22 protein-coding genes are annotated in these 25,480 nt (G+C 71.1%); 6 read left to right on the top strand and 16 right to left on the bottom strand.

Annotated elements, in window-relative coordinates:
- Positions 1–10 precede the first annotated feature (10 nt).
- Positions 11–484 (bottom strand): hypothetical protein, encoded by a 474-nt coding sequence (locus AB0M08_RS01940; protein WP_364486798.1) that lies wholly within the window; start codon positions 482–484, stop codon positions 11–13.
- 161 nt (positions 485–645) lie between these two features.
- A complete protein-coding gene (locus AB0M08_RS01935; RefSeq protein WP_364486795.1) occupies positions 646–882 on the bottom strand; it encodes a DUF397 domain-containing protein in 237 nt (78 codons plus the stop codon).
- 602 nt (positions 883–1,484) lie between these two features.
- Between AB0M08_RS01935 and AB0M08_RS01930 the strand changes: the two genes are divergently transcribed.
- Positions 1,485–1,787, top strand: a complete 303-nt coding sequence (locus tag AB0M08_RS01930) for a hypothetical protein (RefSeq protein WP_364486792.1) — start codon at positions 1,485–1,487, stop codon at positions 1,785–1,787.
- Between the two features lie 40 nt (positions 1,788–1,827).
- Here the strand turns inward: AB0M08_RS01930 and AB0M08_RS01925 are convergent, their stop codons facing one another.
- Entirely contained in the window at positions 1,828–2,667 is an 840-nt protein-coding gene (locus tag AB0M08_RS01925; RefSeq protein WP_364486789.1) for a PASTA domain-containing protein, read from the bottom strand.
- Positions 2,668–2,821: 154 nt separating this feature from the next.
- On the opposite strand from AB0M08_RS01925, the gene AB0M08_RS01920 reads away from it, so the two are divergent.
- Entirely contained in the window at positions 2,822–4,498 is a 1,677-nt protein-coding gene (locus AB0M08_RS01920; RefSeq protein WP_364486786.1) for a Hansenula MRAKII killer toxin-resistant protein 1, read from the top strand.
- Positions 4,499–4,566: 68 nt separating this feature from the next.
- On the opposite strand, the gene AB0M08_RS01915 is transcribed toward AB0M08_RS01920, so the two are convergent.
- Complete coding sequence (locus AB0M08_RS01915; protein ID WP_364486783.1) at positions 4,567–6,039, bottom strand: glutamate-cysteine ligase family protein; 1,473 nt, start codon at positions 6,037–6,039, stop codon at positions 4,567–4,569.
- A 191-nt stretch (positions 6,040–6,230) separates the two neighbouring features.
- On the bottom strand, positions 6,231–6,800 hold the full coding sequence (locus AB0M08_RS01910; protein WP_364486780.1) for a YceI family protein: 570 nt from the start codon (positions 6,798–6,800) through the stop codon (positions 6,231–6,233).
- 105 nt (positions 6,801–6,905) lie between these two features.
- On the opposite strand from AB0M08_RS01910, the gene AB0M08_RS01905 reads away from it, so the two are divergent.
- A complete protein-coding gene (locus tag AB0M08_RS01905) occupies positions 6,906–7,391 on the top strand; it encodes a MarR family transcriptional regulator (RefSeq protein ID WP_364486777.1) in 486 nt (161 codons plus the stop codon).
- A 276-nt stretch (positions 7,392–7,667) separates the two neighbouring features.
- On the opposite strand, the gene AB0M08_RS01900 is transcribed toward AB0M08_RS01905, so the two are convergent.
- From AB0M08_RS01900 to AB0M08_RS01850, 11 genes are all read right to left on the bottom strand, one after another.
- Positions 7,668–10,178, bottom strand: a complete 2,511-nt coding sequence (locus AB0M08_RS01900; protein WP_364486774.1) for a helix-turn-helix domain-containing protein — start codon at positions 10,176–10,178, stop codon at positions 7,668–7,670.
- An 83-nt stretch (positions 10,179–10,261) separates the two neighbouring features.
- Positions 10,262–11,416, bottom strand: a complete 1,155-nt coding sequence (locus tag AB0M08_RS01895; protein ID WP_364487135.1) for an acyl-CoA dehydrogenase family protein — start codon at positions 11,414–11,416, stop codon at positions 10,262–10,264.
- Between the two features lie 56 nt (positions 11,417–11,472).
- Positions 11,473–12,996: an acyl-CoA carboxylase subunit beta gene (locus AB0M08_RS01890; RefSeq protein ID WP_364486771.1), complete on the bottom strand. Its 1,524-nt coding sequence runs from the start codon at positions 12,994–12,996 to the stop codon at positions 11,473–11,475.
- Positions 12,997–13,121: 125 nt separating this feature from the next.
- On the bottom strand, positions 13,122–14,507 hold the full coding sequence (locus AB0M08_RS01885; protein WP_364486768.1) for a chaplin family protein: 1,386 nt from the start codon (positions 14,505–14,507) through the stop codon (positions 13,122–13,124).
- Between the two features lie 586 nt (positions 14,508–15,093).
- The gene (locus AB0M08_RS01880; RefSeq protein WP_364487132.1) at positions 15,094–15,972 is read right to left on the bottom strand and encodes a hydroxymethylglutaryl-CoA lyase; all 879 of its coding nucleotides are present in this window, start codon (positions 15,970–15,972) and stop codon (positions 15,094–15,096) included.
- 8 nt (positions 15,973–15,980) lie between these two features.
- A complete protein-coding gene (locus tag AB0M08_RS01875) occupies positions 15,981–17,312 on the bottom strand; it encodes a biotin carboxylase N-terminal domain-containing protein (RefSeq protein WP_364486765.1) in 1,332 nt (443 codons plus the stop codon).
- 101 nt (positions 17,313–17,413) lie between these two features.
- Positions 17,414–18,019: a TetR/AcrR family transcriptional regulator gene (locus AB0M08_RS01870; protein WP_364486762.1), complete on the bottom strand. Its 606-nt coding sequence runs from the start codon at positions 18,017–18,019 to the stop codon at positions 17,414–17,416.
- A gap of 32 nt (positions 18,020–18,051) precedes the next feature.
- Positions 18,052–20,727: a tetratricopeptide repeat protein gene (locus AB0M08_RS01865; protein WP_364486759.1), complete on the bottom strand. Its 2,676-nt coding sequence runs from the start codon at positions 20,725–20,727 to the stop codon at positions 18,052–18,054.
- A complete protein-coding gene (locus tag AB0M08_RS01860; protein ID WP_364486756.1) occupies positions 20,724–22,460 on the bottom strand; it encodes an HSP90 family protein in 1,737 nt (578 codons plus the stop codon). The genes AB0M08_RS01865 and AB0M08_RS01860 overlap by 4 nt, the downstream gene beginning before the upstream one ends.
- Before the next feature lie 57 nt (positions 22,461–22,517).
- Complete coding sequence (locus AB0M08_RS01855; RefSeq protein WP_364486753.1) at positions 22,518–23,417, bottom strand: sulfurtransferase; 900 nt, start codon at positions 23,415–23,417, stop codon at positions 22,518–22,520.
- Between the two features lie 17 nt (positions 23,418–23,434).
- Positions 23,435–24,208 (bottom strand): SGNH/GDSL hydrolase family protein, encoded by a 774-nt coding sequence (locus AB0M08_RS01850; RefSeq protein WP_364486750.1) that lies wholly within the window; start codon positions 24,206–24,208, stop codon positions 23,435–23,437.
- A 147-nt stretch (positions 24,209–24,355) separates the two neighbouring features.
- Here AB0M08_RS01850 and AB0M08_RS01845 point away from each other — a divergent pair, with 147 nt between their 5' ends.
- Genes AB0M08_RS01845 through AB0M08_RS01835 form a run of 3 tightly spaced genes read left to right on the top strand, consistent with a single transcriptional unit; the run spans position 24,356 to position 25,453 of the window.
- Positions 24,356–24,571: a hypothetical protein gene (locus AB0M08_RS01845; RefSeq protein WP_364486747.1), complete on the top strand. Its 216-nt coding sequence runs from the start codon at positions 24,356–24,358 to the stop codon at positions 24,569–24,571.
- 28 nt (positions 24,572–24,599) lie between these two features.
- Positions 24,600–24,989: a CBS domain-containing protein gene (locus tag AB0M08_RS01840; RefSeq protein WP_364486744.1), complete on the top strand. Its 390-nt coding sequence runs from the start codon at positions 24,600–24,602 to the stop codon at positions 24,987–24,989.
- A 35-nt stretch (positions 24,990–25,024) separates the two neighbouring features.
- On the top strand, positions 25,025–25,453 hold the full coding sequence (locus AB0M08_RS01835; protein ID WP_364486741.1) for a SufE family protein: 429 nt from the start codon (positions 25,025–25,027) through the stop codon (positions 25,451–25,453).
- Positions 25,454–25,480 lie beyond the last annotated feature (27 nt).

Genomic DNA, 25,480 nt, shown 5'->3' with positions numbered 1-25,480 from the left:
ACGGTCTCACCTACCTGTTATGCGCGGCGGCACGGGCCTCCTGGACGTAGAGCAGCTCCAGAATGGAGCGCGCCGCCTCGAACCAGCGGTCCAGCCACTCGGACGGCGGCAGGGTGCCGCGCGCCGGCAGTTCCAGGAGCAGGCCCCGGAGCAGCGGGTGATCCGCCATCGACTCGCTGGACGACGACGATCCGTCGCTGCTCCAGCTCGCTCCGAAGACCGGCTCGGTCAGGCCCTGCAGGTCCAGCGACGGCAACGTGGCCGCGCGGTCCAGTGCACTGGTCGGCTCGATGCTGCTGTACGAACCCCCGGGCGAACGGGTCGGCAGACCCGAACCGCTGCTGTGCCGGGGAGACAGCAGATCGTCGGCGGAATCCACCGACAGCGCCTCCCGGCGGCTCGCCCGGTACGCGCTCACGCCGCCGCTGAACCGGTCCTGTGCCGTCGACGAGCCGTTGCTGAGGCTCTCCGAACCAATCGTCATATCTCTGCCTTGCCTCGTTCGAATCCATCCCGGCCGTCAGCGCGGTCCGGCCCGCGCTTGGAACATTCAACGAGGCGCGCCGCACCTGGCGACGGCAAAATTCGGGCATATGGCCACAAGACGGCCGGGATGCCCGCGGGTAAGAACGAAACTATCGCAGGTCAGAGGTCGAATTCGCCATCCTTGGCACCGCCGACGAAAGCGTCCCATTCCGCGGCCGTGAAGATCAGCGCCGGGCCGGCGGGGTTCTTCGAGTCCCGTACGGCGATCGCACCGTCCACGAAGGCCACCTCGACCGAGTTCCCGTCCGCGGCGTCGCCGCCGGCACTCCGGAGCCACCGCGCACGGCTCAGGTCCACCCGGAGTCCCTTGACTTCCTTGACGTCCGTGAGTTCCACAGCAACCTCCCCAGGTCGGCGACGGCCTCCATCGAGGGTCGCCCAGAGATCAATGAGATCGTCCTGGATGAGCAACGACGACGATTCCCGCGAGGTGCGCACCAGCAGTGCGTTGCGCTGTTCGGGGTAGTCCCATCGGATGGTTTGAATAACTCGCGTCAACTGGCAATTTGCGGGTATATGTCCAACTTATACCCACGTCCAGCCAGGATCTTCGATAGGTGAGCCCCTATGAATGATCACTCACGATCACGGAAGACTGACATGCAACTTGCATCGACGACGCCTCTGATGCAATCTTTCCGTATGGCCAGCATCACTTAACGTTCTTGAGCGATGCGACCAAGTCCGACATAAAACACCAAATCAACGTCCGATACGGGGTGCCGAGCCACGGGGAGTCCCTCATGGACTCCTGCCCAGAAAACGGGTGGCAGGTCGGCGATAGTGACGTTCCGCAACCTTCCTCGATGTTGACATCGGCGGAGGCTTGCAAAGGTGCATGAGGCGGGCAGACTGGTGCATCTGTGTCACAAAGTCAATCTGAGCCCGGTTCTCTCTGAGCTCGGTCACAGGCAACGAATCTCAGGGCAGGAGATGACGTGCTACTTCCTCGGTCCGGTGACGTCCTCCACGTGACGAAAGCGGCGAGCGTCCAATTCGCAACCCCACTGCTCTTCCGGGTCATCCGGGTGCACGACTGGCCCACCTACGAGGGCTGGGTATGGCTCGACGGGTACGAGCTCAACTCGGCCGGTGACGCGGTAGAGCGCCGATCCATCTTCGTGCAGGTCAACGGCCTGCGACAGGTCGGGAAGGCCCCGGATCCCCGGGCCCGGAACGGCCGCCAGCCCACCACCCGGCCGAACGTGGTTCCCGCCCGGCCGGTACGCGCGCCCCGTTGAGCCAACCCGACCTCGAGCGACTCGACCGTGCACGACGTGGTCAGTCCTCGACGGGCTCGGTGGTGACGCCGGTGGTGGGCACCGCCGTCGTCGTCGGGGTCGGGTTCGCCGTACTCCCGACCGCGACGACGAGGGTGATCCTGGTATCGGAGGGCACGACCTGGCCTTCCGCCGGGTCGCTGTCGATCACGACGCCGGGCTCCACATCGCTCTCCCGCGTGATGATCCGGTAGGTGAGGCCCATCCGCTGCAGCGCCGCCTGCGCGTCGTTCAGTGGCATGCCGCGCAGCGCCGGAACGGTGATCTCGGTGGACACCGGCTCGGTGGTGGCGGTCGTGGTGACCGGCGGCGGCGTGGTCGTCTCGGCCGCGCTGGGCTCCGTCGTCCCGGTGGCCGTCTCGGTCACCGTGGCAGTCGGCGTCGGCGTCGGCGACTCGGCGCCCCCGGTGTTCCGCACGATCAGCGCAAGGCCGATCACCAGGAGGGCCAGGAGCACCAGCGCGACGCTTCCCACCAGGATCGGCATCCACCAGCGGCCCTCGGACTCACTTGGGCTGCCGGTGTCCCAACCCCTTTCCGGGTACGCCCCACCGCCACCGCCGTCCGGGCGGGGCGCCCGCACCGCGGCGCGCCCGGTCCAGGCGGCATCGTTCGGGCGCGGATCCGGATCCCAGGACGCGACCGTGGTCCGGGTGTCCTCCGATCGGGGGCGGCCGGACGGCTGATTCCGCTGAACCCGGGTCTCGTCCCCGGACGGATCGGAAGCGCCGGGGCCGGCCCCGGCAGAGGAGGGTGGAGATGAGTCAGCCGCCGGCATCGGACGGGTCTCGGCCGGGCGCGGGGCACCGGTGTCCGCGCCTTGCTCACGGTCGTCCGGCATCACGGTTCCTCCGCTGCGTGCATCCGTCGTCGTCGCAGCGTCAAGGTATCGAATCTTGAGCGTCACCGGGGGCTTCCGCACCGGCGGGACCGAGTGTGACCCCGCACCCGTCGTCGTTTCGCGGACATCGGCACCGGCAAGTACAGTGCCCGGCATGGCCGAGAAGGGCTGGACAACACAGGCCGGCGCGGCGGCCGGGATCGCCGCCGGCGCGGGCGCGGCACAACTGGGACTCGGCTACGGGCTCGGCGTCATCGCCTGGCCGGCGACCCTGACCGAGGCGGAGAGCCTCTGGCTGGGCAGCCTCGGCTGGGCCACCTGGATCACCGCGAGCGCGACCGTGCTCGGCGCGGTGATCGCCGGCCGGATGCGCGCCGACCGGGCCGGGCGGTGGCGTTCGCTCTGGCGGTTCGCCCTGGCCACCTCCGCGGCGCTGGGCGCGCTCGTCTCGGTCGCCCTGGTCGCGCTGCCGGCCCGCTCAGCGGTCCGCGCCGACACGCTCTCCCCGCAGCTGGTCGCCGTCGGCTACGCACTGATCGGTCTCGTCACCGGCGTGGTGGTCGCCTACTGGGCGGTCTCCTCCACCCCGGTGGCGACGAACCTGCTCGGCACCGCCGCGTGGCTCTGGGCGCTCGCCGTCGCCGCGGTCGCCGCCGGGCTGATCACCGGACGATCCACCGCGGCGTACCCGACGAGCTGGCAGTTCGCCGAGACCGACTCCCCCGTACGGTACGGCGGCATCTACTGGCCGAGCGCCGCGCTGACCCTGTTCGCCGCGTTCGTCATCGGCCTGATCGCCGTCTGGCCCGCCGTCCGCCGCGGCGACCTGGGCCTCGGTTCCGCCACCTCCGGTGCGGTCGGCCCGCTGCTCGTCGCGATCTCGTTCCTCGCCCTGGCCCCGCAGCTCACCGAGGCGCTGGGCCCGCTCCAGTCGGCGTACCTGATCGCGCCGTACGCCGTCCTGGCCGGCCTCGCCGGTTCCGCGATGATGGTCGCCCTGGGCCGCGGCCGCCGCACCCACCAGCCCTCACCCGGCGACACCCCTCTGCCCACCGCGCCGACCCCGCCGCCGGCTCCGGTGTCCACTCCGGCCGCACCTCCCGCCCCGGCCTCCACCTCGGCCAAGCCCGCGGCGGCCGCCAAGCCCGAGCCCACCAAGCCCGAGCCCACCAGGCCGCAGCCCAGCACCGGCGTCGAGCCGGCGAAGCAGACGCCCACGGCCACCGCTCCGAAGCAGCCGGCCCCGGCCGACCAGGCGAAGTCGAAGCAGGCGCCCGCCGCCGAGCAGGCGAAACCGGCACCGAGGCCGCGCACCGCCGCGAAGGCCACCGGCGCACCCGCCGCCGAGGCGACCCCGGCAGCCGGCGCGGCCGTCGAGGTCCCCGCCGACCGGGCACCCCGGCGCCGCTGGTTCCAGTTCGGCGCCCGCAAGCAGGCCGAGGAGTCCCGCGCCTACGACGAGTTCCTCTCCGACCTCGCCAAACCGGCCGAGAGCGCCGCGGCCACCGGCAAGTCCCCGGCCCGAAAGCCGTCCCGCCGCACCCCCGCCACCAAGCCCGCACCCGAGCCGGCAACACCGACCGCGCAGCCGACGCCGACCGCCGAGGCGAAGCCCACGAAGTCCCCGGCCCCGAAGCCGTCACCCACCGCCGGGGATTCCGCCCCGGCCACCACGGACGGCGCCGCCGACCCGGAACTCGCCGCCCTGGCCCGCCCCAGCAAGAACGCCGCCCGCCGAGCCGCCGCCCGCAAAACCGCCACGGCCTCCCGCTCCACGATCACCCCGCCCCCCGCAAACCCCACCGTCGCCCGCATCAACCCCGACAAATAGCTCACACTCACCGATCTTGGCAGGATCGAGACGGAGCCAGGGATGGCGACGGCGGGTGGGTGAGGGGGTCAGAGGGGCCAGGTGTGGACGGGCTCGTTCGAGTGCTGGAGCTCGAGGTACTGGGTGGTCATCGTGCGTAGTGCCGTTGTCCGGTCCTGGCCCGTACGCTCGGCGGCCCGCACCGTCTCGGTCTGCCAGGTGGCACCGTTGCGGCCGGTGCGGCAGCGATCCTCGATGATGCCGAGCAACCGGTCCCGCTGAGCCGGGTCGACCCCGAAGGCGTCCAGCCCGGCATGTGCCTTGGGCAGCAGTGTCGAGAGGATCAGCTCGGTCACCGGCACCTCGCCGAGGCCCGGCCAGCGCACCGTGGCGTCCAGGCCGAACCGGGCCGCGTCCCGGAAGCTCTCCGCCGCCGCGCCGAAGTCGAGCCGTGACCAGACCGGCCGCTCCTGTTCGGCGAGCCGGCGTACGACTCCGAAGTAGAACGCCGCGTTGGCCAGCAGATCCGTCACGGTCGGGCCGGACGGCAGCACCCGGTTCTCCACCCGCAGGTGGGGGCGCCCGTCGAGCACGTCGTAGACCGGACGGTTCCACCGGTAGATCGTGCCGTTGTGCATGCAGAGCTCGCGTAGCCGCGGCACCTCGCCGGCCGACCAGACGGCGGCCGGGTCCTCGTCGCCGAGGAAGGGCAGCAGCGGCGGGAAGAAGCGGACGTTCTCCTCGTACAGGTCGAAGACCGAGGTGATCCAGCGCTCGCCGAACCAGACCCGCGGCCGTACGCCCTGGGCGATGAACTCGTCCGGCCGGACATCGGTGGCCTGCTCGAAGTGCGCGATCCGGGTCTCCGCCCAGAGCCGGCGGCCGAACAGGAAGGGCGAGTTGGCGCCGAGCGCGACCTGGGCGGCGGCGAGTGCCTGGGAGGCGTTCCAGTACCGCGCGAAGCTGCCGGCCGGTACCTGCAGGTGGAACTGCGCGCTGGTGCAGGCCGCCTCGGGCGCGATCGACGGGTTGGCGCTGAGCAGCCGTTCGACCCCGCGGATGTCGAGCCGGAACTCGTCACCCCGCGCCCGGACGATCTCGGTGTTCAGCGCCCGGAACCGCTCGTTGTCGGTGAGCGTGTCCGGCGTCATCCGCTCCGCCGCCAGCGTGGGAAGCATCCCGACCATGGCCAGGCGTGTCTCGCTCTTCCCCGCGCACTCCTCGGCGGCGCGCAGAGCTTCCAGGATCTCTTTCTCGTACGCGTCGAAACCCTCACCCGAAATGGCCCGGGGTGGCACGTTCAGCTCGATGTTGAATCGTCCCAGCTCGGCCTGGAAACGGGGATCGGCGAGCTCACCGAGGAATTCGACGTTCCGCATCACCGGCCCGGCCTCCGCGTCGACCAGGTTGATCTCCAGCTCCAGCCCGGTCATCCCGGTGCCGTCGTCGAACGATCCGTGGTCGAGGAGGCGGCCCAGCACATCCAGGCACTGGCGGACCTTCTCCCGATACTCGATCCGGTCCTGGGGCGAGAAGACGCCGTGCACGAGATCTTTGCCCATGTGCCCTCCCGGGGAGCGGCCGGGGACGAAACGGACGTCGATCACCACTCTGTGAGCGAGCATGTACGCTCGGTCTACCTTGCCATCCCGCGCCACTTAGCGCCAGATGCACCGAGGCGCCGCCAGAACCTGACGGCGCCTCTGATGTGGACGATCGACTGACCGGGGCCGGGACCCTGGTGGCGAATGTCTCAGGCCTGCAGTACGGCCTCGCCCTCGATCTCAATCTTGATCTTCTTGCCGATCAGCACGCCGCCGGTCTCCAGGGCCACGTTCCAGGTCAGGCCCCAGTCCTCGCGGTCGATCTCGGTGGTCGCGCTGAAGCCGAAGACGTGCTGCCCGTACGGGCTGGTGGCGGCGCCCTCGAACTCGACGACCAGCTCGACCGGCTTGGTCACGTCCTTGATGGTGAGCTCGCCGTCGAGGACGAACTCGGCGCCCGCGTGCGACTTCACGCCGGTGCTGCGGAACTCGAGGGTCGGGTACTTCTCCGCCTCGAGGAAGTCGCCGGTGCGCAGGTGGTTGTCGCGGTCGACCTGGCCGGTCTCGATGCTGGCGGCCTTGATCGTGGCGGTCACCGAGGACTCGAGGGGGTTCTCCGCGACCACGATGGTCGCGCTCGCCTCGGCGAACTGGCCACGAACCTTGCTGACCATGAGGTGCTTGGCGACGAAACCGACCCGCTTGTGAGCAGCGTCCAGCTCGTAGGTGCCGGCGGCCGGGATCTGCAGACCCTCGAACTCACGCGTGTTGACGGTCATGACGAGTCCTTCTCTCAAGCTAGCTCTGTGCCGAATGCTTGTGTGACGGAGCAACTATATGCTCGGCAATATTCCCTCTGTCAAGTGCCTGTTAGAGTTGACCGCGTGAACACCGATCTGGACGACCCTCGCCTCACCGCGGTCGGCCTGCTGGCCGAGGCATACACGGGTCTGATGAACCGCCTCGCCGCACAGTTCGAGCAGCACCGCCTCTCCACGGTCGAGTTCGAGGTGCTGATGCGCCTCGCCCGCTCGCCCGGCCACCGCCTCCGGATGACCGATCTCGCCGGTCAGACCACCCTCTCCACCAGCGGTGTCACCCGCGTGGTGGACCGGATGGAGCGCGACGGCATGGTCCGCCGCGAGGCCTGCCCCAGTGACCGCCGCAGCTCGTACGCGGTGATCACCGACGCCGGCACGCAGCGCCTCGAGGAGGTGCTGCCGGGCCATCTCGAGCTCGTCCAGCAGTGGTACGTGGGGCTGCTCCCGCCGGATCGACTCACCGATCTGCTCGGCTCACTGCGCACCGTCCGCGACGCGGTGAACCCGTGCGCGGTGGCCGGAAGCTCGGAAACCGCGTCCGCGGCCTGATCGAACTGCCGGAACCGGCAGAACAACCGGCAGAAGACGCGATTTTCCGTGGGCCCACGCGCTACCCGGCTACTGTGGCGTGCGCAGGGGGATGCGGCGCGTTCGAGGCGACGTACGGGGCTTACGGGGGAGTCTCGTTCTCGCCGCTTGAACGGGCGCGGCGCCGCTGCGGCCGGGCGCGTGGGGGGCACGCTACAAAGCCGGGCTGCGCGCGCCGCGCCCCGGATACCCCCGCGAAATCGTGGTTCCGCGGGAAGGTGCCGGGTCGCTCACCCGTCAGGGCATGAGGACCCGGGACACGGTCTCCGGGCCGAGGGCGTCGCGGTCGCGAGGGAGCAGGCGAACCCCGGTCTCCCGGCAGAGTTCGGCCAGTCTGCGGACCGCCGCCACCCGGTCGTCGTGGTCCGGGACGCTGGCGATCAGGCCGACGAGAGCCGTGACGTGCGGTCGTGGATCGCCGCCCTCGTACACCTCGCAAGCCCGGCCGAAGCACTCCGCCGCCCGCTTCGGTTCGCCACGCCGCAGCGCGATCGCGCCCTCGACCAGCGACGCCGCGCCGTCCGGGGCCTCACCATCCGGTGTCCCATCGCCGAACGGCCGCAACCCGGTCAGCACCTCGGCCGCCTCCGCCAGCCGATCAGTCTCGGCCAGCGCCATCCCGATCGTGGCGAGCAGCCGGCGCTCCGCCTCCGCCTCCACGGCCCGCTGCTGCTCGGTGAGCACGGCCTGCCCCACCCGGACCGCCTCCGCCGGACGGTCGTCCAGCCGGGCCACCTCCGCGAGACTGACCAGCACCGACGCCCGCAGCCTACGATCGGCGCACTCCCCGGCCAGCCGTTCCGCCTCGGCCAGCCGGCGCCGGGCCGCCCCGAGATCACCGGCCCGGACCTCGTGCCGGGCCAGGCGCCGCTCCGCGATCGCCGCCTCCCGCCGTCGCCCGGTCTCCCGGGCCAGGGCCAGCGCCGCCTCGCCGTGCCGCCGGGCCTCGGCCGTGCCGCCGCCCGGCCCGGCCAGCAGGCCGTGGGCGACCAGCCGGCCGTCGACGGACCCGAGCTGCTCGAATTCGGACAGTGCCACGAACGCCACCCCGCGGTCCCCGGACAGCCGGGCCAGGCCCGCCCGGGCCCAGGCACGGATCACCGGATCGGCGTCGGCGGTCCGCGGGTCGGCGAGCAGGCGGCGCAGCCACTGCTCCCCGACGACCTCCCGGCCACGCAGCCGCCACCACCGGGGCAGGGCCGCGGCCAGGCGCAACGCGGTGTGCGGCTCCTCGCCGACCGCCCAGGAGAGCGCGGCACCCATGTCGCCGGTCATGTCGTCGAGCCGCACGATCGCCTCGGGCAGCATCCGGCCCAGCCGCGGCGCGATCCGTTCCACCAGATCGGCGAGGACCCGGGCGTGCCGGATCCGGCTTCCCCGCAGGTCGCCCTCGGCGGCCGCGCGCTCTATCGCGAAGTCGCGCACCACCTCGACCAGCCGGAACCGGACGGTCCGGCTGCCGCTCACCCCGAGCAGCCCCAGCGCGAGCAGCCGATCGAGCAGGTGCACGACATCGGTGCCCAGCTCCGGGCCGTCGGCCAGCATGTTCTCGGCCATCTCCAGCGACCAGCGGTCGTTGAAGGCCGCCAGCCGCCGCAGCGCGTGCTGTTCCGCCGGGGTGAGCAGGCGGTAGGTGTCGGCGACCGCCTCGCGCAGCGGCAACGGACCACCCGATGTCCGGTTCTGCCCATAGACCCCGTACCGGTTCAGCATCTCCGGCATGGTCAGCACCCGTCCGCGTGCCGCCGCCAGCTCGATCGCGAGCGGCAGACCGCCGAGGCGGCGCACCAGGGCGGCCAGCGGCGCGATCTCCCGGGACTCCAGCCTGGTGCGGCGGACCCGGCTGAGACGTTCCAGGAACAGAGCGACTGCGGCGTACGCCGAGAGCTCCTCAAGGGTGCCCGGGGGTGGGTCCGGGGCGGTCTCCAGCGGAACGACCGGGCGGACGCTCTCGGCGGCCAGGCCGATCGGGTGCCGCCCCGTCGCCAGGAACCGCAGGGCCGGCAGCCGGGCGAGCAGGACGGTGAGCGCCTCGGCCACGGTGTGCGGGCCGTGCTCGACCCCGTCCACGACCAGCAGCGCGGCCCGGCCGGCGAAGTGTCCCGGCAGATCGTCGGCCCGGTTGACCGAGAACGCCGCGGCGACCGCGCCGAGCGGCTCGCTGAGCGGCGCCTCCTGGTCGATCGCGATGCCCGCCACCCCACCCGGGAACGCCGTCGCGGCCCGGCGCGCCACCTCGATCGCGAGGCTGGTCTTGCCCACCCCGGCGGTCCCGACCAGGGTGACGACGCGCGGCCCGTCCGGGTCGGCGAGCCGGGCGGCGAGCTCGGCGAGCTCCTCGTCCCGGCCGAAGAGCCGATCGGTCAACGGCAGCTGGACGATGGAGACCGGCGGCTCCTCCTCCAGCTCACCCGGGCCGTCGGCGCGGGTCGGCTCGCCGTTCGCCGCCGCACCGGCCTCGGCGCCGGTCGTGGCCGCCGTGTCCGCGAGCAGGCCGCCGAGGCGTCCCCGGGCCGCGGTCAGGAAGGTCTCCCGCTCCGCGCCGGCCAGCCCCAGCGCGGCGGCGAGCAGTTCGGCGGTGGTCCGCTGTGGACGGGAGGCCCGGCCGCGCTCCAGGTCACGGACGGTCCGGACACCGATCGCCGCCCGGGCCGCCAGCTCCTCCTGGGTCAGTCCGGCGCGCAGCCGGTGGGTACGCAGCACGACGTCGAACCCCGGGCCGGGCGCGGCACGCTGTTCGGACGCCATCCTGCGAAACTAGGCACCCACGTCGATCGAAGCGATCCCGAAGGCCCGGTTTGTCGGCAAGTGGACTGGGGATTGGCGTACGCCTATAGCCCGAGTCCCCGGGCGATCAGCATCCGCTGGACCTCGGAGGTGCCCTCGCCGACTTCCAGGATCTTGGCGTCGCGGTAGAAGCGCCCGACCGCGGACTCGTTCATGAAGCCGTACCCGCCGTGCACCTGGGTCGCCCACCTGCTGTTCTCCATCGCGGCGTTGCTGGCGTGGAGCTTGGCGATCGCGGCGTACCGCTTGAAGTCCTCGCCGGCGATCATCCGGGACGCGGCGTCGTAGTAGCCGAGACGGGCGGTGTGCGCGCGCAGCTCCATGTCCGCGATCAGGAACGAGACCGCCTGGTGGCCGCCGATCGGGCGCCCGAAGGTGACCCGCTGCTGGGCGTACGCCACCGACTCGTCGACGCAGCCCTGCGCGAGGCCGACCGAGAGCGCGGCGATCGCGATCCGCCCCTCGTCCAGGATCCGCAGGAACTGGGCGAACCCGCGGCCGCGCTCGCCGAGCAGGTTCGCGGCGGGTACCCGGACGTCGTCGAAGGAGAGCTCGTGGGTGTCCGAGGCGCACCAGCCGACCTTGGAGTACCCGGGCGCCACGGTGAACCCGGGAGTCCCGTTCGGCACCAGGATGGTGGAGAGCTCCTTACTGCCGTCCGGGTTCGTCCCGGTGATCGCCATGACGGTGACCAGGCAGGTGATGTCGGTGCCGGAGTTGGTGATGAACGCCTTCGTCCCGTTGATCACCCATTCGCCGGCCCCCTCGTCGAGCACGGCGCGGGTGGTGATCGCCGCCGCGTCCGACCCCGAACCGGGCTCGGTCAGGCCGAATCCGGCCAGCGCCTCACCGGCGAGCAACCGGGGCAGCCACTGTTTGCGCTGCTCCTCGGTGCCGTACCGATGGATCGGCATGGCGCCCAGGGAGACGGCGGCCTCCAGGGTGATCGCCACCGAGCTGTCCACCCGGGCCAGCTCCTCCAGGGCGAGGCAGAGCGCGAAGTAGTCGCCGCCCATCCCGCCGTACTGCTCCGGGAACGGAAGACCGAAAAGGCCCATCGCGCCCATCTGCCGCACCAGATCGTACGGAAAAGTCTTCTTCTCGTAGTGCTCGGCGATCACCGGAGCGACCTTGTCGCGGGCGAACTGCCGGACACCGACCCGAAGTTGCTCGTGTTCCTCGTCGAGACGGAAATCCACCATGACGGACGGCCTTCCCTCCACACCGGACTGACTCGCTAAACGGGACTGACTCGCTAGACGGGACTGACCCCGTGGCGGCGGCGGGAGAACCCGCGGTCCTTGCCGCGCGCGGCGGTGAAGCGCCGGACCAGCTCGGCCCGCAGGTCGCCGGGCTCCACCACGGCGTCCACGACGAGCTCACTGGCGAGGCGCATGATGTCGATGTCGCGCTCGTACTCGGCGCGGCGTGCGGCGACGAAGGCCTCCCGTTCCCCCGGGTCCCCGATCGCCGCGATCTTGTTGGCGTACACCGCGTTGACCGCGGCCTCGGCACCCATCACCGCGATCTTGGCGGTGGGCAGGGCGAGGGTGGCGTCCGGCTCGAACCCGGGACCGGCCATCGCGTAGAGCCCGGCGCCGTACGCCTTCCGCACCACCACGCAGATCTTCGGCACGGTGGCCTCGGAGATCGCAGTGATCATCTTGGCGCCGTGCCGGATGATGCCCTGCCTCTCCACGGCCGTGCCGACCATGAAGCCGGGTACGTCGCTGAGGAAGAGCAGGGGCACGTTGAAAGCGTCGCAGAGCTGGACGAAGCGGGCGGCCTTGTCGGCGGAATCGACGAAGAGCACGCCGCCCTTGAACATCGAGTTGTTGCCGAGCACGCCGACCACCTGGCCGTCGAGCCGCGCGAAACCGACGGTCAGCTCACGGGCCCAGAGCGCCTGGATCTCGAAGTACGAGTTCTCGTCGACCAGACCCTTGACGTACCGCCGCATGTCGAAGGCCTGCCGCTCGCTGGCCGGAACCAACCCGCCCAGATCTATCCCGGCCGGCGCCGCCCCGGTAGCGGCCGGCGGCTGCCCGGTCCAGTTCGACGGCAGATAGGAGAGGTACGTCCGGACCACGTCGAGCGCCTCGCGCTCGGTCTTGCAGAGGAAGTGCCCGACACCCGACTCGGCGCAGTGCACCCGGGCGCCGCCCATCGCCTCCAGCGTGGTCTTCTCCCCGGTGACCATCTCGACCATCCGGTCGGAGCCCAGGTACATGCTGGCGTTGCCCTCGACCATGGCCACCACGTCGCAGAACGCCGGAATGTACGCCCCACCGGCGGCGGACGGACCGAAGAGCGCGCAGACCTGCGGAATCGCCCCGGAGGCCTTGACCTGGCTGTGGAAGATCTTCCCGGCACCGCGCCGACCGGGGAAGAGGTCGATCTGGTCGGTGATCCGGGCGCCGGCCGAGTCGACCAGGTAGACCATCGGGACGCCCACCTGGTACGCCCGCTCGATCACCCGGATGATCTTCTCGACCGTACGCGCCCCCCAGGACCCGGCCTTGACCGTGGAGTCGTTGGCCATCAGGCAGACCTCGCGCCCGTCGATCCGGGCGGCTCCGGTGATCACCCCGTCCGCGGGCAGTCCGTCGGCCAGACTGTTGGCGTAGAGCCCGTCCTCGACGAAGGAGCCCACGTCGACCAGGAGCGCGATCCGCTCACGGGCGAAGAGCTTGCCCTTGGCGGCGTTCGCGTCGTGGTACTTCTCCGCGCCACCGGCCAGCACACGCTTGCGAACCTGGGCCAGCGCGTCGCCGTCCATCGATCCCCCTCGGTGCCCGACGTACAAAACTTAACGCTCGTTAGGCTAGCCCATCGGGGTTACCAGCGGCAATGCCAGAAGGGAGCCCCCGCACCCGCGAGGACCCCCTTCTCCTGACGCTGGACTCAGCGCAGCGTGTCGAGCAGGTCGAGGCCGCCGAGGCTGCTCGAGCCGACGCCGCTCGTCAGCTCGCCGACCGAGGACTTCTCGATGGAGCGGCCGCCCTTGCCGCCGCCGTAGGTGTCCGGGTTGACGCCGCCGTAGCCGGCGTCCTTGTTGCCCGCGTTGTGGCCCTTGCCGCCCTTGTCACCCTTGTGGCCACTGCCGGGCTTGTGGCCCTTGCCGGGCTTGGCGTGGATCGGCTTGGCATGGGCCGGCTTGGTGTGGGCCGGCTTGGTGTGGGCCGGCTTGGTGTGGGCCGGCTTGGTGTGGGCCGGCTTCTCACCGTGGCCGTAGCCGCTGTCGTCGGTGTCGACGTCACTCACGTCGCCGTAGCCGCTGTCGTCGGTGTCGACGTCACTCACGTCGCCGTAACCGTCGTCACCGTTGTCCACGTCGCTGACATCGCCGTAGCCGTCGTCACCGTTGTCCACGTCGCTCACGTCACCGTAACCGTCGCCGGGCTTGCCCTTGTGGCCGTGCGTGACCCGGCGGCCCTCGTAGGTGTCGCCGATCTGGTTCGCACAGGCCCCGGAGGCCGACGCCATGCCCAGGAGCCCGCCGAACGAGTTGCCGCAGATGTTCGCCGGCATGGTGAACGGCGCCGCGATCTGCGTCCCGTTCAGGAGACCCCAGTTGTACGCGCCTGCCTGGGCGATGTCATCGCCCCAGCCCGCGGCCTTGCTGGCGCTCTCGGTCCTGCCGTAGTGGTGGCCCTTGCCGGAGCTCACCGTGTCGCCGACCCGGTTCGCGCAGTCGCCCTCGGCGGACGAGTGCCCGAGCAGCGCGGTCGAGTTGCCGCAGACGTTGACCGGAACCGTGATCGGCACGGCGACCTGGGTGCCGTTCAGGACACCGTAGTTGCCGTAGGTGGCCTGGTCGATGCCGCCGCCGTCGCTGTGGCCGCCCTTGCCCCTGCCGCTCTCCACCCGGTTCACGCCGGAGCCGGAGGCGGACGAGTGACCCAGGATCGAGTCCGCGTTGCCGTTCATGTTGACCGGAACGGTGATCGGCACCGCGACCTGCGTGCCGTTCAGGACACCGAAGTTCCCGTGGCTCGCCTGGCTGATCCGGTCGCCGCCGGTGGCGTGCTTACCGCTCTTGCCGCTCTCGATGTGGTTGGCGCCGTAGCCCGAGCCGGTCGCGATGCCGGCCAGGCCGAGCGAGTTGCCCACCTGGTTGGACGGGGCCTTGATCGGGGCCGCGATCTGGGTGCCGTTGAGGGCCCCGAGGTTGCCGTAGCCGGCCTGGCCGATCGAGTCGGCCTGGGCAGCGGCCGCCGGGGCGAGCAGGAGCGCGCCGGCCGCCATGATCCCGATGCTCAGAGTCTTACGAACCCACGTCTTCTTCATCTGAGAAATGGCCTTTCCGAATGTGTCAGTGATAGTCCGCGATTTCGTTTTGGGCACCACAGAGGCCCGGACCTTTTGGTTCCGCTTTTGTCGACGTACGCCGGAAGTGGCGCTTGGCGCGGCGGATGACGACTTTCCGGCACGGTGACGACTCGCCGCTTGTGCGCAAACGGTTCGGGAATCGCCCCGGCGAAGAAGGCGCGGCCGGAGGACGGGCCGCGGGGCAGTCGTCAGTCAGGTGAGATCGGCGGGGCCTGCGATGCGTACCGCGACCGGCATGCCGGGTCGGGGTGGTACGGGTACTGCCTCGGTACCGGCTCCAGCGGTTGAGCAGCCGCTATGCGGAGGGCACCGATCGCTCCCTGGCTCGGGGGCGGCATGAGCGGGAGGCGGTCGTCGGGGGATGTCGCGGACCGGGACACCGTGTGCCGTTCCGTCATGATCCCCCCTCGCCACCAGTGATGACCGCAATGCCCCGGTTAGTCCGGAACAGGCGATATTTGCCACTCGGTATTGGTAACGACGGGAGCGAGCAGGAAGTCACGCGGACAAATCGGAAAAATCATCACTGGATTGGGGCACGAAATCACACCAGACGCGTTCGGGGACCCGCCCGAAGAACACCACTGGGAAGTGCCCGGCCCACCAGACGTTCGGCCAGTTCGGCGGCCTCGATCAACCTGTCGAGCTCGATTCCGGTGGCGAACCCCATGTCGTGCAGCATATGGACGACCTCCTCGGACGCCACGTTGCCGGAGGCGCCCGGAGCGTACGGACATCCGCCCAGTCCACCGGCACTGGCGTCGAACTCACGGATACCCATCTCCAGCGCCGTCACGATGTTCGCCAGTCCCGTACCCCTCGTGTTGTGGAAATGCAGCAAATCGGGACGTACCACAGAAATAAGGTCACGAACCCGGCGCGGAGTCGCCATGCCGGTGGTGTCTCCGAAGGCGATGCGGTCCGCGCCGTCGGCGCGGACCCGGGAGACGATGCCGGCCACCCGGTCCGGCGCGATGTCACCCTCGTAGGGACAGCCGAAGCTGGTCGCGACGATCACCTCCAGCGTCGCGCCCGCCTCGTGCACCAGCGGAATCAGCCCGGCGATGTCGTCGAGCGACTCCTCGGTCGACCGGTTCAGATTGCGCCGGTTGTGGGTGTCGCTCGCCGACACCACCACCTCGATCTCCCGGAAGCCGGCGGCCAGCGCCCGCTGCGCGCCACGGGTGTTCGGGATCAGCGCCGAGTAGCGGACCCCGGGGTTGTGCCAGGCCCGGGCCCAGACCTCGTCCGCGTCGGCCATCTGCGGGATGGCCTTGGGGTGCACGAACGAGACCGCCTCGATCCGGGCGACGCCGGTCCGGCTCAGCGCGTCGATCAGCTCCACCTTGGCGTCGGTGGGCACCGGGTCCTCGTTCTGCAGGCCGTCGCGCGGGGCGACCTCGCGGATGCTGACCGACTCCACGGAACGGCTCACCTCATCCTCGCCACGATGCCGGTGTCGTAGTCGCCGGAGAGGAACTCCGGGTTCGCCAACAACTCGGCGAAGAAGGGCAGGTTGTTCTTCGGCCCGGCGATCTGGAAACCGGACACCGCGACGCGGGCCCGGGCGATCGCCTCCTCCCTGTCGGCGCCGAAAAGGATCAGTTTCGCCATCAGCGAGTCGTAGAACGGCGTGACCGTGGTGCCCGCCGCGTAACCGGAGTCGACCCGGACGCCCTCGCCGTCCGGCTCCACCCAGGTCGCGACCTTGCCCGGTCCCGGAAGGAAACGCTTCGGGTCCTCCGCGTTGATCCGCAGCTCGATCGCGTGTCCTTCCGGAGAACCCGGGTCGAAGCTCGGCGCCAGTCCCGAGGCGATCCGCAGCTGCTGCTCGACCAGGTCGATGCCGTGGATCAGCTCGGTGATCGGGTGCTCCACCTGCAGCCGGGTGTTCATCTCCAGGAAGAAGAACTCGCCGGTCGCCGGGTCGAGCAGGCACTCGACGGTGCCCGCGTTCCGGTAGCCGACCGCCTCACCGGCCGTCGCCGCCGCGCGTAGCAGACGTTCGCGCAGCTCCGGGCCGACCGCGGGGGATGGCGCCTCCTCGACCAGCTTCTGGTTGCGGCGCTGCACCGAGCACTCCCGCTCGGAGAGGGCGATCACCCGGCCGTCGGCGAGCCCGAGGATCTGCACCTCGACGTGGCGTACCCGGGGGAAGTAACGCTCCAGAAGCACCGAGCCATCGCCGAACATCCGCTCGGCGAAGGACCGCACCTTGTCGAACTCGGTGCGCAGCGCGGCCTCGTCGGCCGCGACGCCCATGCCCATGCCACCACCGCCGGCCGCGGCCTTGACCATCACCGGGTAGCCGATCCCCGCGGCCGCGATCACCGCCGCGTCGGCGCTCACCACCGGCTCGGGCGTCCCCGCGGCCACCGGCACACCGGCCGCGGCCATCAGGTTGCGCGCATTGATCTTGTCGCCCATCGCGCTGATCGCCTCGGCGCCGGGTCCGATCCAGATCAGACCGTTCTCTTCCACCGTACGGGCGAAGTCCGCGTTCTCGCTCAGGAAGCCGTAGCCGGGGTGGATCGCCGCGGCACCGCTGGACTTGGCGGCGGCCAGGATCGCCTCGGCGTTGCGGTAGCTCAGCGCCGGGTTCGCCGGGCCGATCGCGACCGCCTCGTCCGCCTCCAGGACGAACGGCATCCCGGCGTCGGCCTCGGAGTACACGGCGACGGTCCGGATACCGAGGCGTCGCGCGGTCCGGATGATCCGGCGGGCGATCTCGCCCCGGTTGGCGATGAGCAGCGATGGGATCATGACGCCCTCTCCTGTCGGTGGTGTCCGAGGGGTATGGCGGCTCGCCCGCTTGTGGCGGGACTGAATGACCTACGTGCCTGTTCAGTGGTGACTTTAAGTTTTCAGCGGCCGATCAGGGCGTGCATCGTGGCATCGCGCAACAGGTCCGCCCGGCGGCGCCGCTCGACCTCGCCACCCAGGAAGGGCGTCGAGTTCATCAGGCCGAACGCGGCGTGGGCGAGCACCCGGGCCTCGGCCGCGATCAGTTCCGGCCGCAGCAGGATGAGCACGTTGACCCATTCCTCGACGTAGAGGCGCTGCAGCTTGCGGATCTGCCGGCGTGGCTCCTCGGGCAGCCGGTCCAGCTCGTGCAGGTGCAGCACGATCACGGCCGGGTTGGCGAGCGCGAACTCGACGTGGAAGTCGATGAGGTCCGCCAGGGCGGCCTCGGCGTCGTCCGGGTGCCGGACGACGCGCTCGTGACTGCCCTCGAGCAGGCTCTCGCTGACCGGGATCAGGGCAGCGACCAGCATCGCTTCCTTGCCGGCGAAGTGGTGGTACAGCGCCGGGCCGGTGACCCCGGCCGCGGTACCGATGTCGTCCATCGAGACACCGTGATAGCCGCGGGACGCGAAGAGTCCCACGGCGATCTCGAGGATCTCGTCACGGCGCGAACGCCGCCTCGGCGCCGGCGGGGTGGTCCGGTGCCGCTGATCTACCGTCGTCACCTCGCCACTCTAACCCCACACCGGCCGGATGCTTAACGGTCGTTCAGCCGATCGACGGCGTCGCGGGCCTCGTTCAACATGGCCTCGACCCGATCCGCGTCGTCACCGGCACCGATCTCCCGAAGCTGCTCGGGCGCGCCGAGCAGGTGCTCCACGGCCTCCGCGTACCGATCGCGGCGCATCAGCAGGTTGCCGGTCTCGAACGCGAAAATCGCCCGGCCCCAGATCACCCCGGGCGCGGCGGCCAGGTCGGGTGCCAGATCGGCGTACTTCGCCGCGACCTGAGCGATCAGCTCCTCGGCGGCGGGCACCTCGTCGGCGTAGTTCAGCGCCATCAGCCGGCGGCGCAGCACCCGAAGCTCGCCGACCGGGTCGCCGGACTCGCGCAGCGCCTCGGCCGCGGCCCGGAAGGTCAGCGCCGCCTCGGAGTCCCGGTCCAGGTCGTACAGCGCCTGACCGGCCAGCTCACCGATCTGGCCACGGCCCGCCGGGTTGTCGGCGAGGCGCTCGATCAGCTCGCGGTAGAGCTCCAGTGCCCGGCCGCTGTCACCGAGATCACGGTAGGCGCCGGCCAGCTGGAGCCGGGTGTCGTTGGCCGGTTCCGGATAGCCCAGCCGCTCGAAGCCGAGCAGCGCCTCCTCGCCGACCTCGGCCGCCTCCGCCGGACGGCCCGCCGCCCGGTACGCCTGCCCGAGGTCCTGCCGGGCGAACACACCCCCCTCGTCCAGGCCGTTCTCCGCGCAGAGCGCCACCGCCTCGACCAGGTCGTCGATCGCCTCCTCGGCCCGTTCCAGCTGCATCAGCGCGCGCCCGCGCCGGACCCGGGCCATCAGCGCCGGACCGGTGGCACCGGCGGCCAGGGTCTCGCCGAGCGCGGTCACCACCTCGGCCGGATCATCGCTGATCTGCCCGAAGACCGCCGCCGCCGAGGCGCTCACCGCGGCGGGACCGTGCTCGCGGTAGAAGTCCCAGGCGAACCGGGCCGCGGCCAGCGCGTCCTCGTGCCGCTGCGCGGTCGCGCGGTTCCGTGCCCGGATCATCGCGTGGTATGCCAGCCGCCGTGCCTCGCCGATCTCCCCGGCGATCTCGTCGGCCCGGTCGCCGGCCTCGTTCGCCTCCTCGACCCGCCCCAGCATCAGGTACATCGTGGACACCCGCAGCCAGGCGCTCGCCCGGTCGCTCGCGTCGCCGTGCTCGTCCTGGTGGGCCACGTCCTTCAGGACGACCGCGAGGCCCTCCTCGCCGGCGCCGTCCTCGGACTCCTCGGCCTCCTCCAGGGCGATCCGGGCGGCCAGCACGCTCGCCCGGCCGACCTCGCCGACCTCGGTGAACAGCTCGATCGCGCGCTCCCAGGCCGCGATCGTGCCCTCGTGATCGTCGTCGGGCAGCGTCCGGCCGAGCAGGGTCAGGTAGCGGGCGGCCAGCGCGGCGTCGTCCGGCGGGGCGACTGCGGCCAGCGTCACCCGGGCGGCCTCGTGCCGGTCCGCCTCCCAGTGCCGTTCGGCGAGCGCGATCAGCTCGGCGGGCGAGGCGCCGGACGGGATCTCCGGCGCCGGCTCCGGCTCCACCGCGGGCGCCGGTGCGGGCACGGGTGCGGTCACCCGCCGGGCGATCGGCGAGAGCGGCAACTCCACCCCGTACGGCTCGGCGGCCATGACGGTGGCGACCGTGCGGCTCTGGTGGTCGGTGCCGTTGCGGGCGTCGAAGCGGGCGGCGAGCTCGGTCGCGTACCCGGTCAGCTCCTCGGCCAGCGCGGTCGCGGTGGCGTCCGGGTGCCCGGCGCGGCGGACCACCGTGTCGCCGTGGCCCAGCTCGCCGAGCCGGCGCAGCAGCAGGACAGCCGAGGCCGCGAAGTTCATCCCGGCGGCCGGCGAGGGCGCCCGGTCCAGCCAGTCGATGTGCCGCTGCAGGATCTCCAGGCCACGCGGCTCGTTCCCGGTCCGCGCGCAGAACTGGATGTGGTACCCGATGCCCCAGAGGTCGGCCAGGTTGCCGCGTTCCCCGAGGTAGGACCGCCGGTGCGCGTCCGCAGCCTCCCGCAGCCGGCCCATCCTCAGGTACGACACCATCAGCTCGCTCAGAATCGCCTGCGGCTGCTCGTTGCAGGAGAGCTCGCCCGCCAGCACCGGCTCGGCCAGCTCGACGGCGTCGGCGTACCTGGCACGCGCGTTGAGATGCTCGGTCAGCGTGGTCGGATCGCACCCGGCGCAGTCGGAGAGCGAGTCACGCGGCGCGGCCTGCCACTTCTCGAACCAGGCGTCCGCCTCCTCCAGCTGCCCGACGTGCTTGGCGACCAGGTAGCGGTGCTTGTAGACCGGCTGCATCCCGTGCCCGGCCTCGCGGTAGCGCCGCTCCATGTCGTCGAGCACCGACCGGGTCCGGGCCAGCGGGATCTCCGGGAAGTTGGTGAGCGCGCTGACCATGGTCTTGAAGAGCCAGAGCAGGCTGTGCATCCGGCGCTCGTGGTACGGCTGCGGATTGCGGTCGAAGTCGGCCACGCACCACGAGAAGGTGGAGAACGCCTTCACCGACTCGCCGCCGTAGATGTACGCGTTCGTCGCGAAGAGCCGCGCCGTGAACGCCAGGGCCGGGTCGCCCGCCGCGTCGACGTGCCGCAGCACCTGTTCGACCAGCGCGATCTGGGCCGAACCGTACGGCAGGTGCTGTGCCTCGCCGATCAGTTCCCAGAGCTCGTCGGCGGTCTTCACTTCTCCTCCTGCGGTACGGCACGGTCGAGCAGTCCCAGGAACGACGTGGTCAGCAGTGCCGCGTCGGCCGGTCGGATCGGGTGGTGGCCGAGCAGCAGCGCCTGGCCGTAGAGCGACTCGACGGCCAGCCCGGCCAGCTCGGCGTCGCCCAGCGCGGTGACCCGGCGGACCAGCGGGTTCCGGTGGTTGAGCACCAGCTGGGGGCGCTCGTTCGGCACCGTCCGGGAGAGCGCGTCGAGCACCCCGCCCCAGAGGTCGTCGGCCTGGTCCCGGCCCGCGGTGAACTCGTCGTGGAAGGCCGCGGCGCGGGAGACCAGGTAGAGCGCGGGCGTGGTGACCGGGTCGAAGGCGCGCACCACCACCTCGCAGCCGAGCCGGTCGAGGCGGCGCTGGGCGGCGGTGAGGAACGGGCGCAACTGCAGCTCGGCCTCGGCGTCCACAGTGGTGAACCGCGTGGTGAGGTCGGTCGGGTCGAGCCGCTCGGTACGGATCTCCGGGTCGGTGGCGGCGAGCCTCTCGATCAGCTCCGCGTCGTACACGTAACCGCCGTTGATCAGGCCCACGTCCTGAGCCGCCGCCACGCCGCCCAGCTGGCGGAACTCGTCGGCGGTCGCGGCATAGCGCAGCGTGCCGAACCGGGCGCGGAACTCGGCGAGGGTGAGATCGCCCATGTTGGTCTGCATCGGGTACCACTGCTCGACCAGGCGCAGCATCTCGTCGTCGTGCAGGGCCAGCGCCTTCACACCGAGGTGGTGCACCCGGAGGAACTCGCCGAGCCGGTGCGGGTCGGTCGCGGAGAGCCGGACCAGCCAGCCGCGCAACTGGTCGGCGATCGCCTCGCGGGTCTCGGCCAGCATCCCGTCGTCGTAGAGCGCCTCGCGGCTCGCGGTCGGCCGCAACTCGGTGCTGTCCACCACGCAGCGGGCGAAGAACGCCCACTCCGGCAACAGGCCCTCGACGCTCTCCGAGAGCAGCATCCGCTTGAGGTAGACCCGGTGGCCACCGCGGGTCGCCGGGTTCACCGCGGTGGGCAGCACGAACGCGGCGCCGGTGAGGCCCGCGGCCGGCACGTTCAGCTCGATCACGTCGAACGGGCGGAATCCCAGGGTCTTCTGTGCCCAGGTCAGCCGGGACTCGGCGGGCAGCTCCCAGGGCAGCGTCCCGGTGGTCACCCGCCGGTCGTCGACGCGCACCTCGACCGGGAGCAGCGACCCGTACAGGGTCGCCAGCTCGGTCACGGTCGCGCTGGTCAGCAGGGCCTCCGCTCCCCGCCGCGGCAGCAGCGTCACCGTGGTGCCGGGCTCGCGCTCCTCGCCCGGGCGCACCTCGTAGCGCCCATCGGAGTGACCGATCCAGAGCACCGGCGGCGCGTCCCCGCGCCGGGTGTGCACCCGGATCTCGTCGGCCACCAGGAAGCAGGAGAGCAGGCCGATGCCGAACTGGCCGAGGAACTCGTGCCGGGCGAAACCCAGCTCGTCCCGCTTCGAACTGCGGCCGATGGTGGCCAGCAGTTCGTGCACCTGGGCCTCGGTCAAGCCGATGCCGTTGTCACTGACCCGCAGGGTCTCGCCGGTGACGATCTCCACCAGCCCGGCGTGCCCCTCGCCGACCGCGGTGATCGCGTCGACCGCGTTCTGCAGCAGCTCGCGCACGTAGACGCGGGGGCTCGCGTAGAGATGATGGCTGAGAAGGTCGACGATGCCGCGGAGGTCCACCTGAAACGTGTTGCTCACGCTGCGGCACGGTACCGGTTGCCTGTGACAAAAGCATCGACTTGGCTCACCCCCGGCTCACTTCAGTCCGCCGGGCTCCGCTCCCTTCACGATCGGCGCCCGGACCAGGTTGCCCCACTCGGTCCACGAGCCGTCGTAGTTGCGGACCTGCGGATAACCCAGCAGGTGGTGCAGGACGAACCAGGTATGACTCGACCGCTCGCCGATCCGGCAGTACGCGATCACGTCGTCCCCGGACTCCAGCCCGAGCTCGTCCTGATAGATCTTGACCAGCTCGTCGTGCGCCTTGAACGTGCCGTCGTCGTTCGCCGCCGACTTCCACGGCTTGCTGGCCGCGCCCGGGATGTGCCCGCCGCGCAGCGCGCCCTCCTGCGGGTACGCCGCCATGTGGGTCAGCTCGCCGGTGTACTCCTGCGGCGAGCGCACGTCGACCAGCGGCCGCCCGCTCGCGATGTGCCCCATCACCTGGTCGCGGAAGGCCCGGATCTCGGCGTCGTTGCGGACCGGCACGGGGTAGTCCGCCGCCGGGCGGACGCTCTTGTCCCGGGTCAGCTCGCGGCCCTCGGCGGCCCACTTCTGCCGGCCGCCGTCGAGCAGCCGCACGTCCCGATGCCCGAAGAGGCTGAAGACCCAGAGCGCGTACGCCGCCCACCAGTTGAAGTTGTCGCCGTAGAAGACGATCGTGTCGTCCCGGCCGATGCCCTTCGCGGAGCAGAGCGCCGCGAACCCGGCCGGGTCCAGATAGTCACGGGTGAGCTGGTCGTTCAGCTCCAGATGCCAGTCGACCTTCACGGCGCCGGGGATGTGCCCGGTGTCGTAGAGCAGCACGTCCTCGTCCGACTCGACGACGACGAGGCCGGGTGTGTCCAGGTTCGCGGCGAGCCACTCGGTGGTGACCAGTTTGTCGGGGTGCGCGTACGCCTGCAGCGCCTGCGCCGGATCGTTCGGAACGGACATGGTTGTCACGCTAGCCCTCACCGCACGCTGATCGGGGCCAGCACGGGACGCTTCGCCGTGACGAGGTCACCCGAGGAGATGCCGCGCAGGTGCCGCCCGACCCACGGGGCCAGGTGGTGCCGCGCCCAGTGCAGGTCGGCACTGCGGGCCAGCCGCCACGGCGTGGGCTGCGGCATCGGCGGGACCAGCATCCACTCCTCGTCCACGCCGACGCCGAGCGCGTTCAGCGCGTGCCCGGCGGCCCGCCGGTGCCCGATCTCGGAGAGGTGCAGGCGGTCGTCGCTCCACATCTCGCGATGCAGGTACGCCCCGTCCGCGAAGAGGTCGACCAGATACGCCCCGTGCCGCTCGGCGATCTCCCGGAAGCCGTCGTTGAGCGCCGCGGTCCGCGCCCCGATCATGCGCTGACCACCCGGGATGTGCGCCGCGATGTCGGCGAACCGGAAGACGATCACGTCCGCCCCGGCCGCCCGGATCCGCGCCACCACCGGGTCGATCTTGGCCAGCAGGGTGTCCGGATCGACCCGCGGCCGCAGCAGATCGTTGCCCCCGGCGGCGAAACTCACCAGGTCCGGCCGCATGGCCAGAGTCGGTTCGAGCTGCTCGGCGATGATCTGGTCGAGGAGCCGGCCGCGGATCGCGACGTTCGCATATCCGAAGTCGGGACCGGTCTCGACGGCGAGTCGGGTGGCCACCAGGTCGGCCCAGCCACGGAATGTCCCGTCGGGATAGCCGTCGTTCATACCCTCGGTGAAGCTGTCGCCCATTGCCACGAAGCTGCGCCAGGCCATCCTGCCTCCCTAACGTCTGTTCAGCTTTGGTTGCCTGGTCAGTTTTCCACCGAACAGGGACCTTCGTAACGTGACGCTGGCGACACGCGGTTTCCCAGGGGGTTATCCGGATGTTTTCGGGGCCGCCGGTGCATAGGCTCGGTGACCATGCCGCTGCGGATGTCCACCCTGCTGCTCAAGGTCCGCCCCCTCGCCGATCCGCGGGGCGCGGCCGGCTCGTACGGCATCGGCATCCCGCGATCGGTCGTGGTCGGACGGCGTCTCGCCGAGGGCATCGGCGAACTCCGGGACCGCCGGACCGGTGAACGCCACGAAGTGGCCCTTGTGGACATCGCGGGTGTAATCACACCATCACAGGGATAGTCCGTTCCAACAGCGGGAGGGCAGAGGCATGGCCAGACTGGTGGCTGACGCGATGACCCGACAGGTGGTGTACCTGCCGGACGACACCCCGCTCGACGAGGCCGCGCAGGCCATGCGCGACCGCGGCATCGGCGACGTGGTGGTGACCCGCGGCCCGACCATGTCCGGCATCGTCACCGACCGCGACATCGTGGTCCGCGCGATCGCCGAGGGCCTGCCCCCGGCCAAGACCACGATCGGCGCCGTCGCCTCCCGCGAGCTGGTGATGGTCGAGCAGAGCGCCACGGTGGAGGACGCCGTCCAGGCCATGCGCGTTCGCGGCATCCGCCGGGTGCTGGTCTGTGACGCCGACCGCAACGTCGTCGGCCTGCTGAGCCTCAGCGACGTGGCGCTCCTCCCCACCTCCGCCGCCGCCTGATCTCCGGGCGGCGGGCCCGGCGTAGCGTTGATCCGGTGAGTGACATGCCGCCGAAGCTGGCCGAGATCGTCGAGGAGTTCGCCTCCGCCCCGCGCGAGGTCGTCCTCGAGATGCTGCTGGAGTTCTCCGACACGGTGCCGCCGCTGCCCGCCGAGTACGCCGGCCACGAGGGCATGGAGCAGGTGCCCGAGTGCCAGACCCAGTTCTTCCTCCGTGCCGAGATACGCCCCGACGCCACCGTGGCCACGTACTTCGACTGCCCACCGGAGGCGCCCACCACCCGGGCCTTCGCCGGCATCCTGGCCGAGGGGCTGGCCGGCGCCACCGCCACGGAGATCCTCGCCGTGCCGGACGACCTCTACGCCCGGATGGGCCTGGCCCAGGCGATCAGCCCGCTGCGGATCCGCGGCGGCACGGCGATCCTGGCCCGCCTCAAGCGCCAGATCTCCGACCAGCTCTCCTGACCGGCCGCCACTCACTCCCCCTCGCCC

The organism is Actinoplanes sp. NPDC051851, from assembly GCF_040681165.1.
Classification (GTDB): domain Bacteria; phylum Actinomycetota; class Actinomycetes; order Mycobacteriales; family Micromonosporaceae; genus Actinoplanes.
Note: the sequence above shows the minus strand (reverse complement) of the source record. Positions and strands in the feature narration are given on the sequence as shown.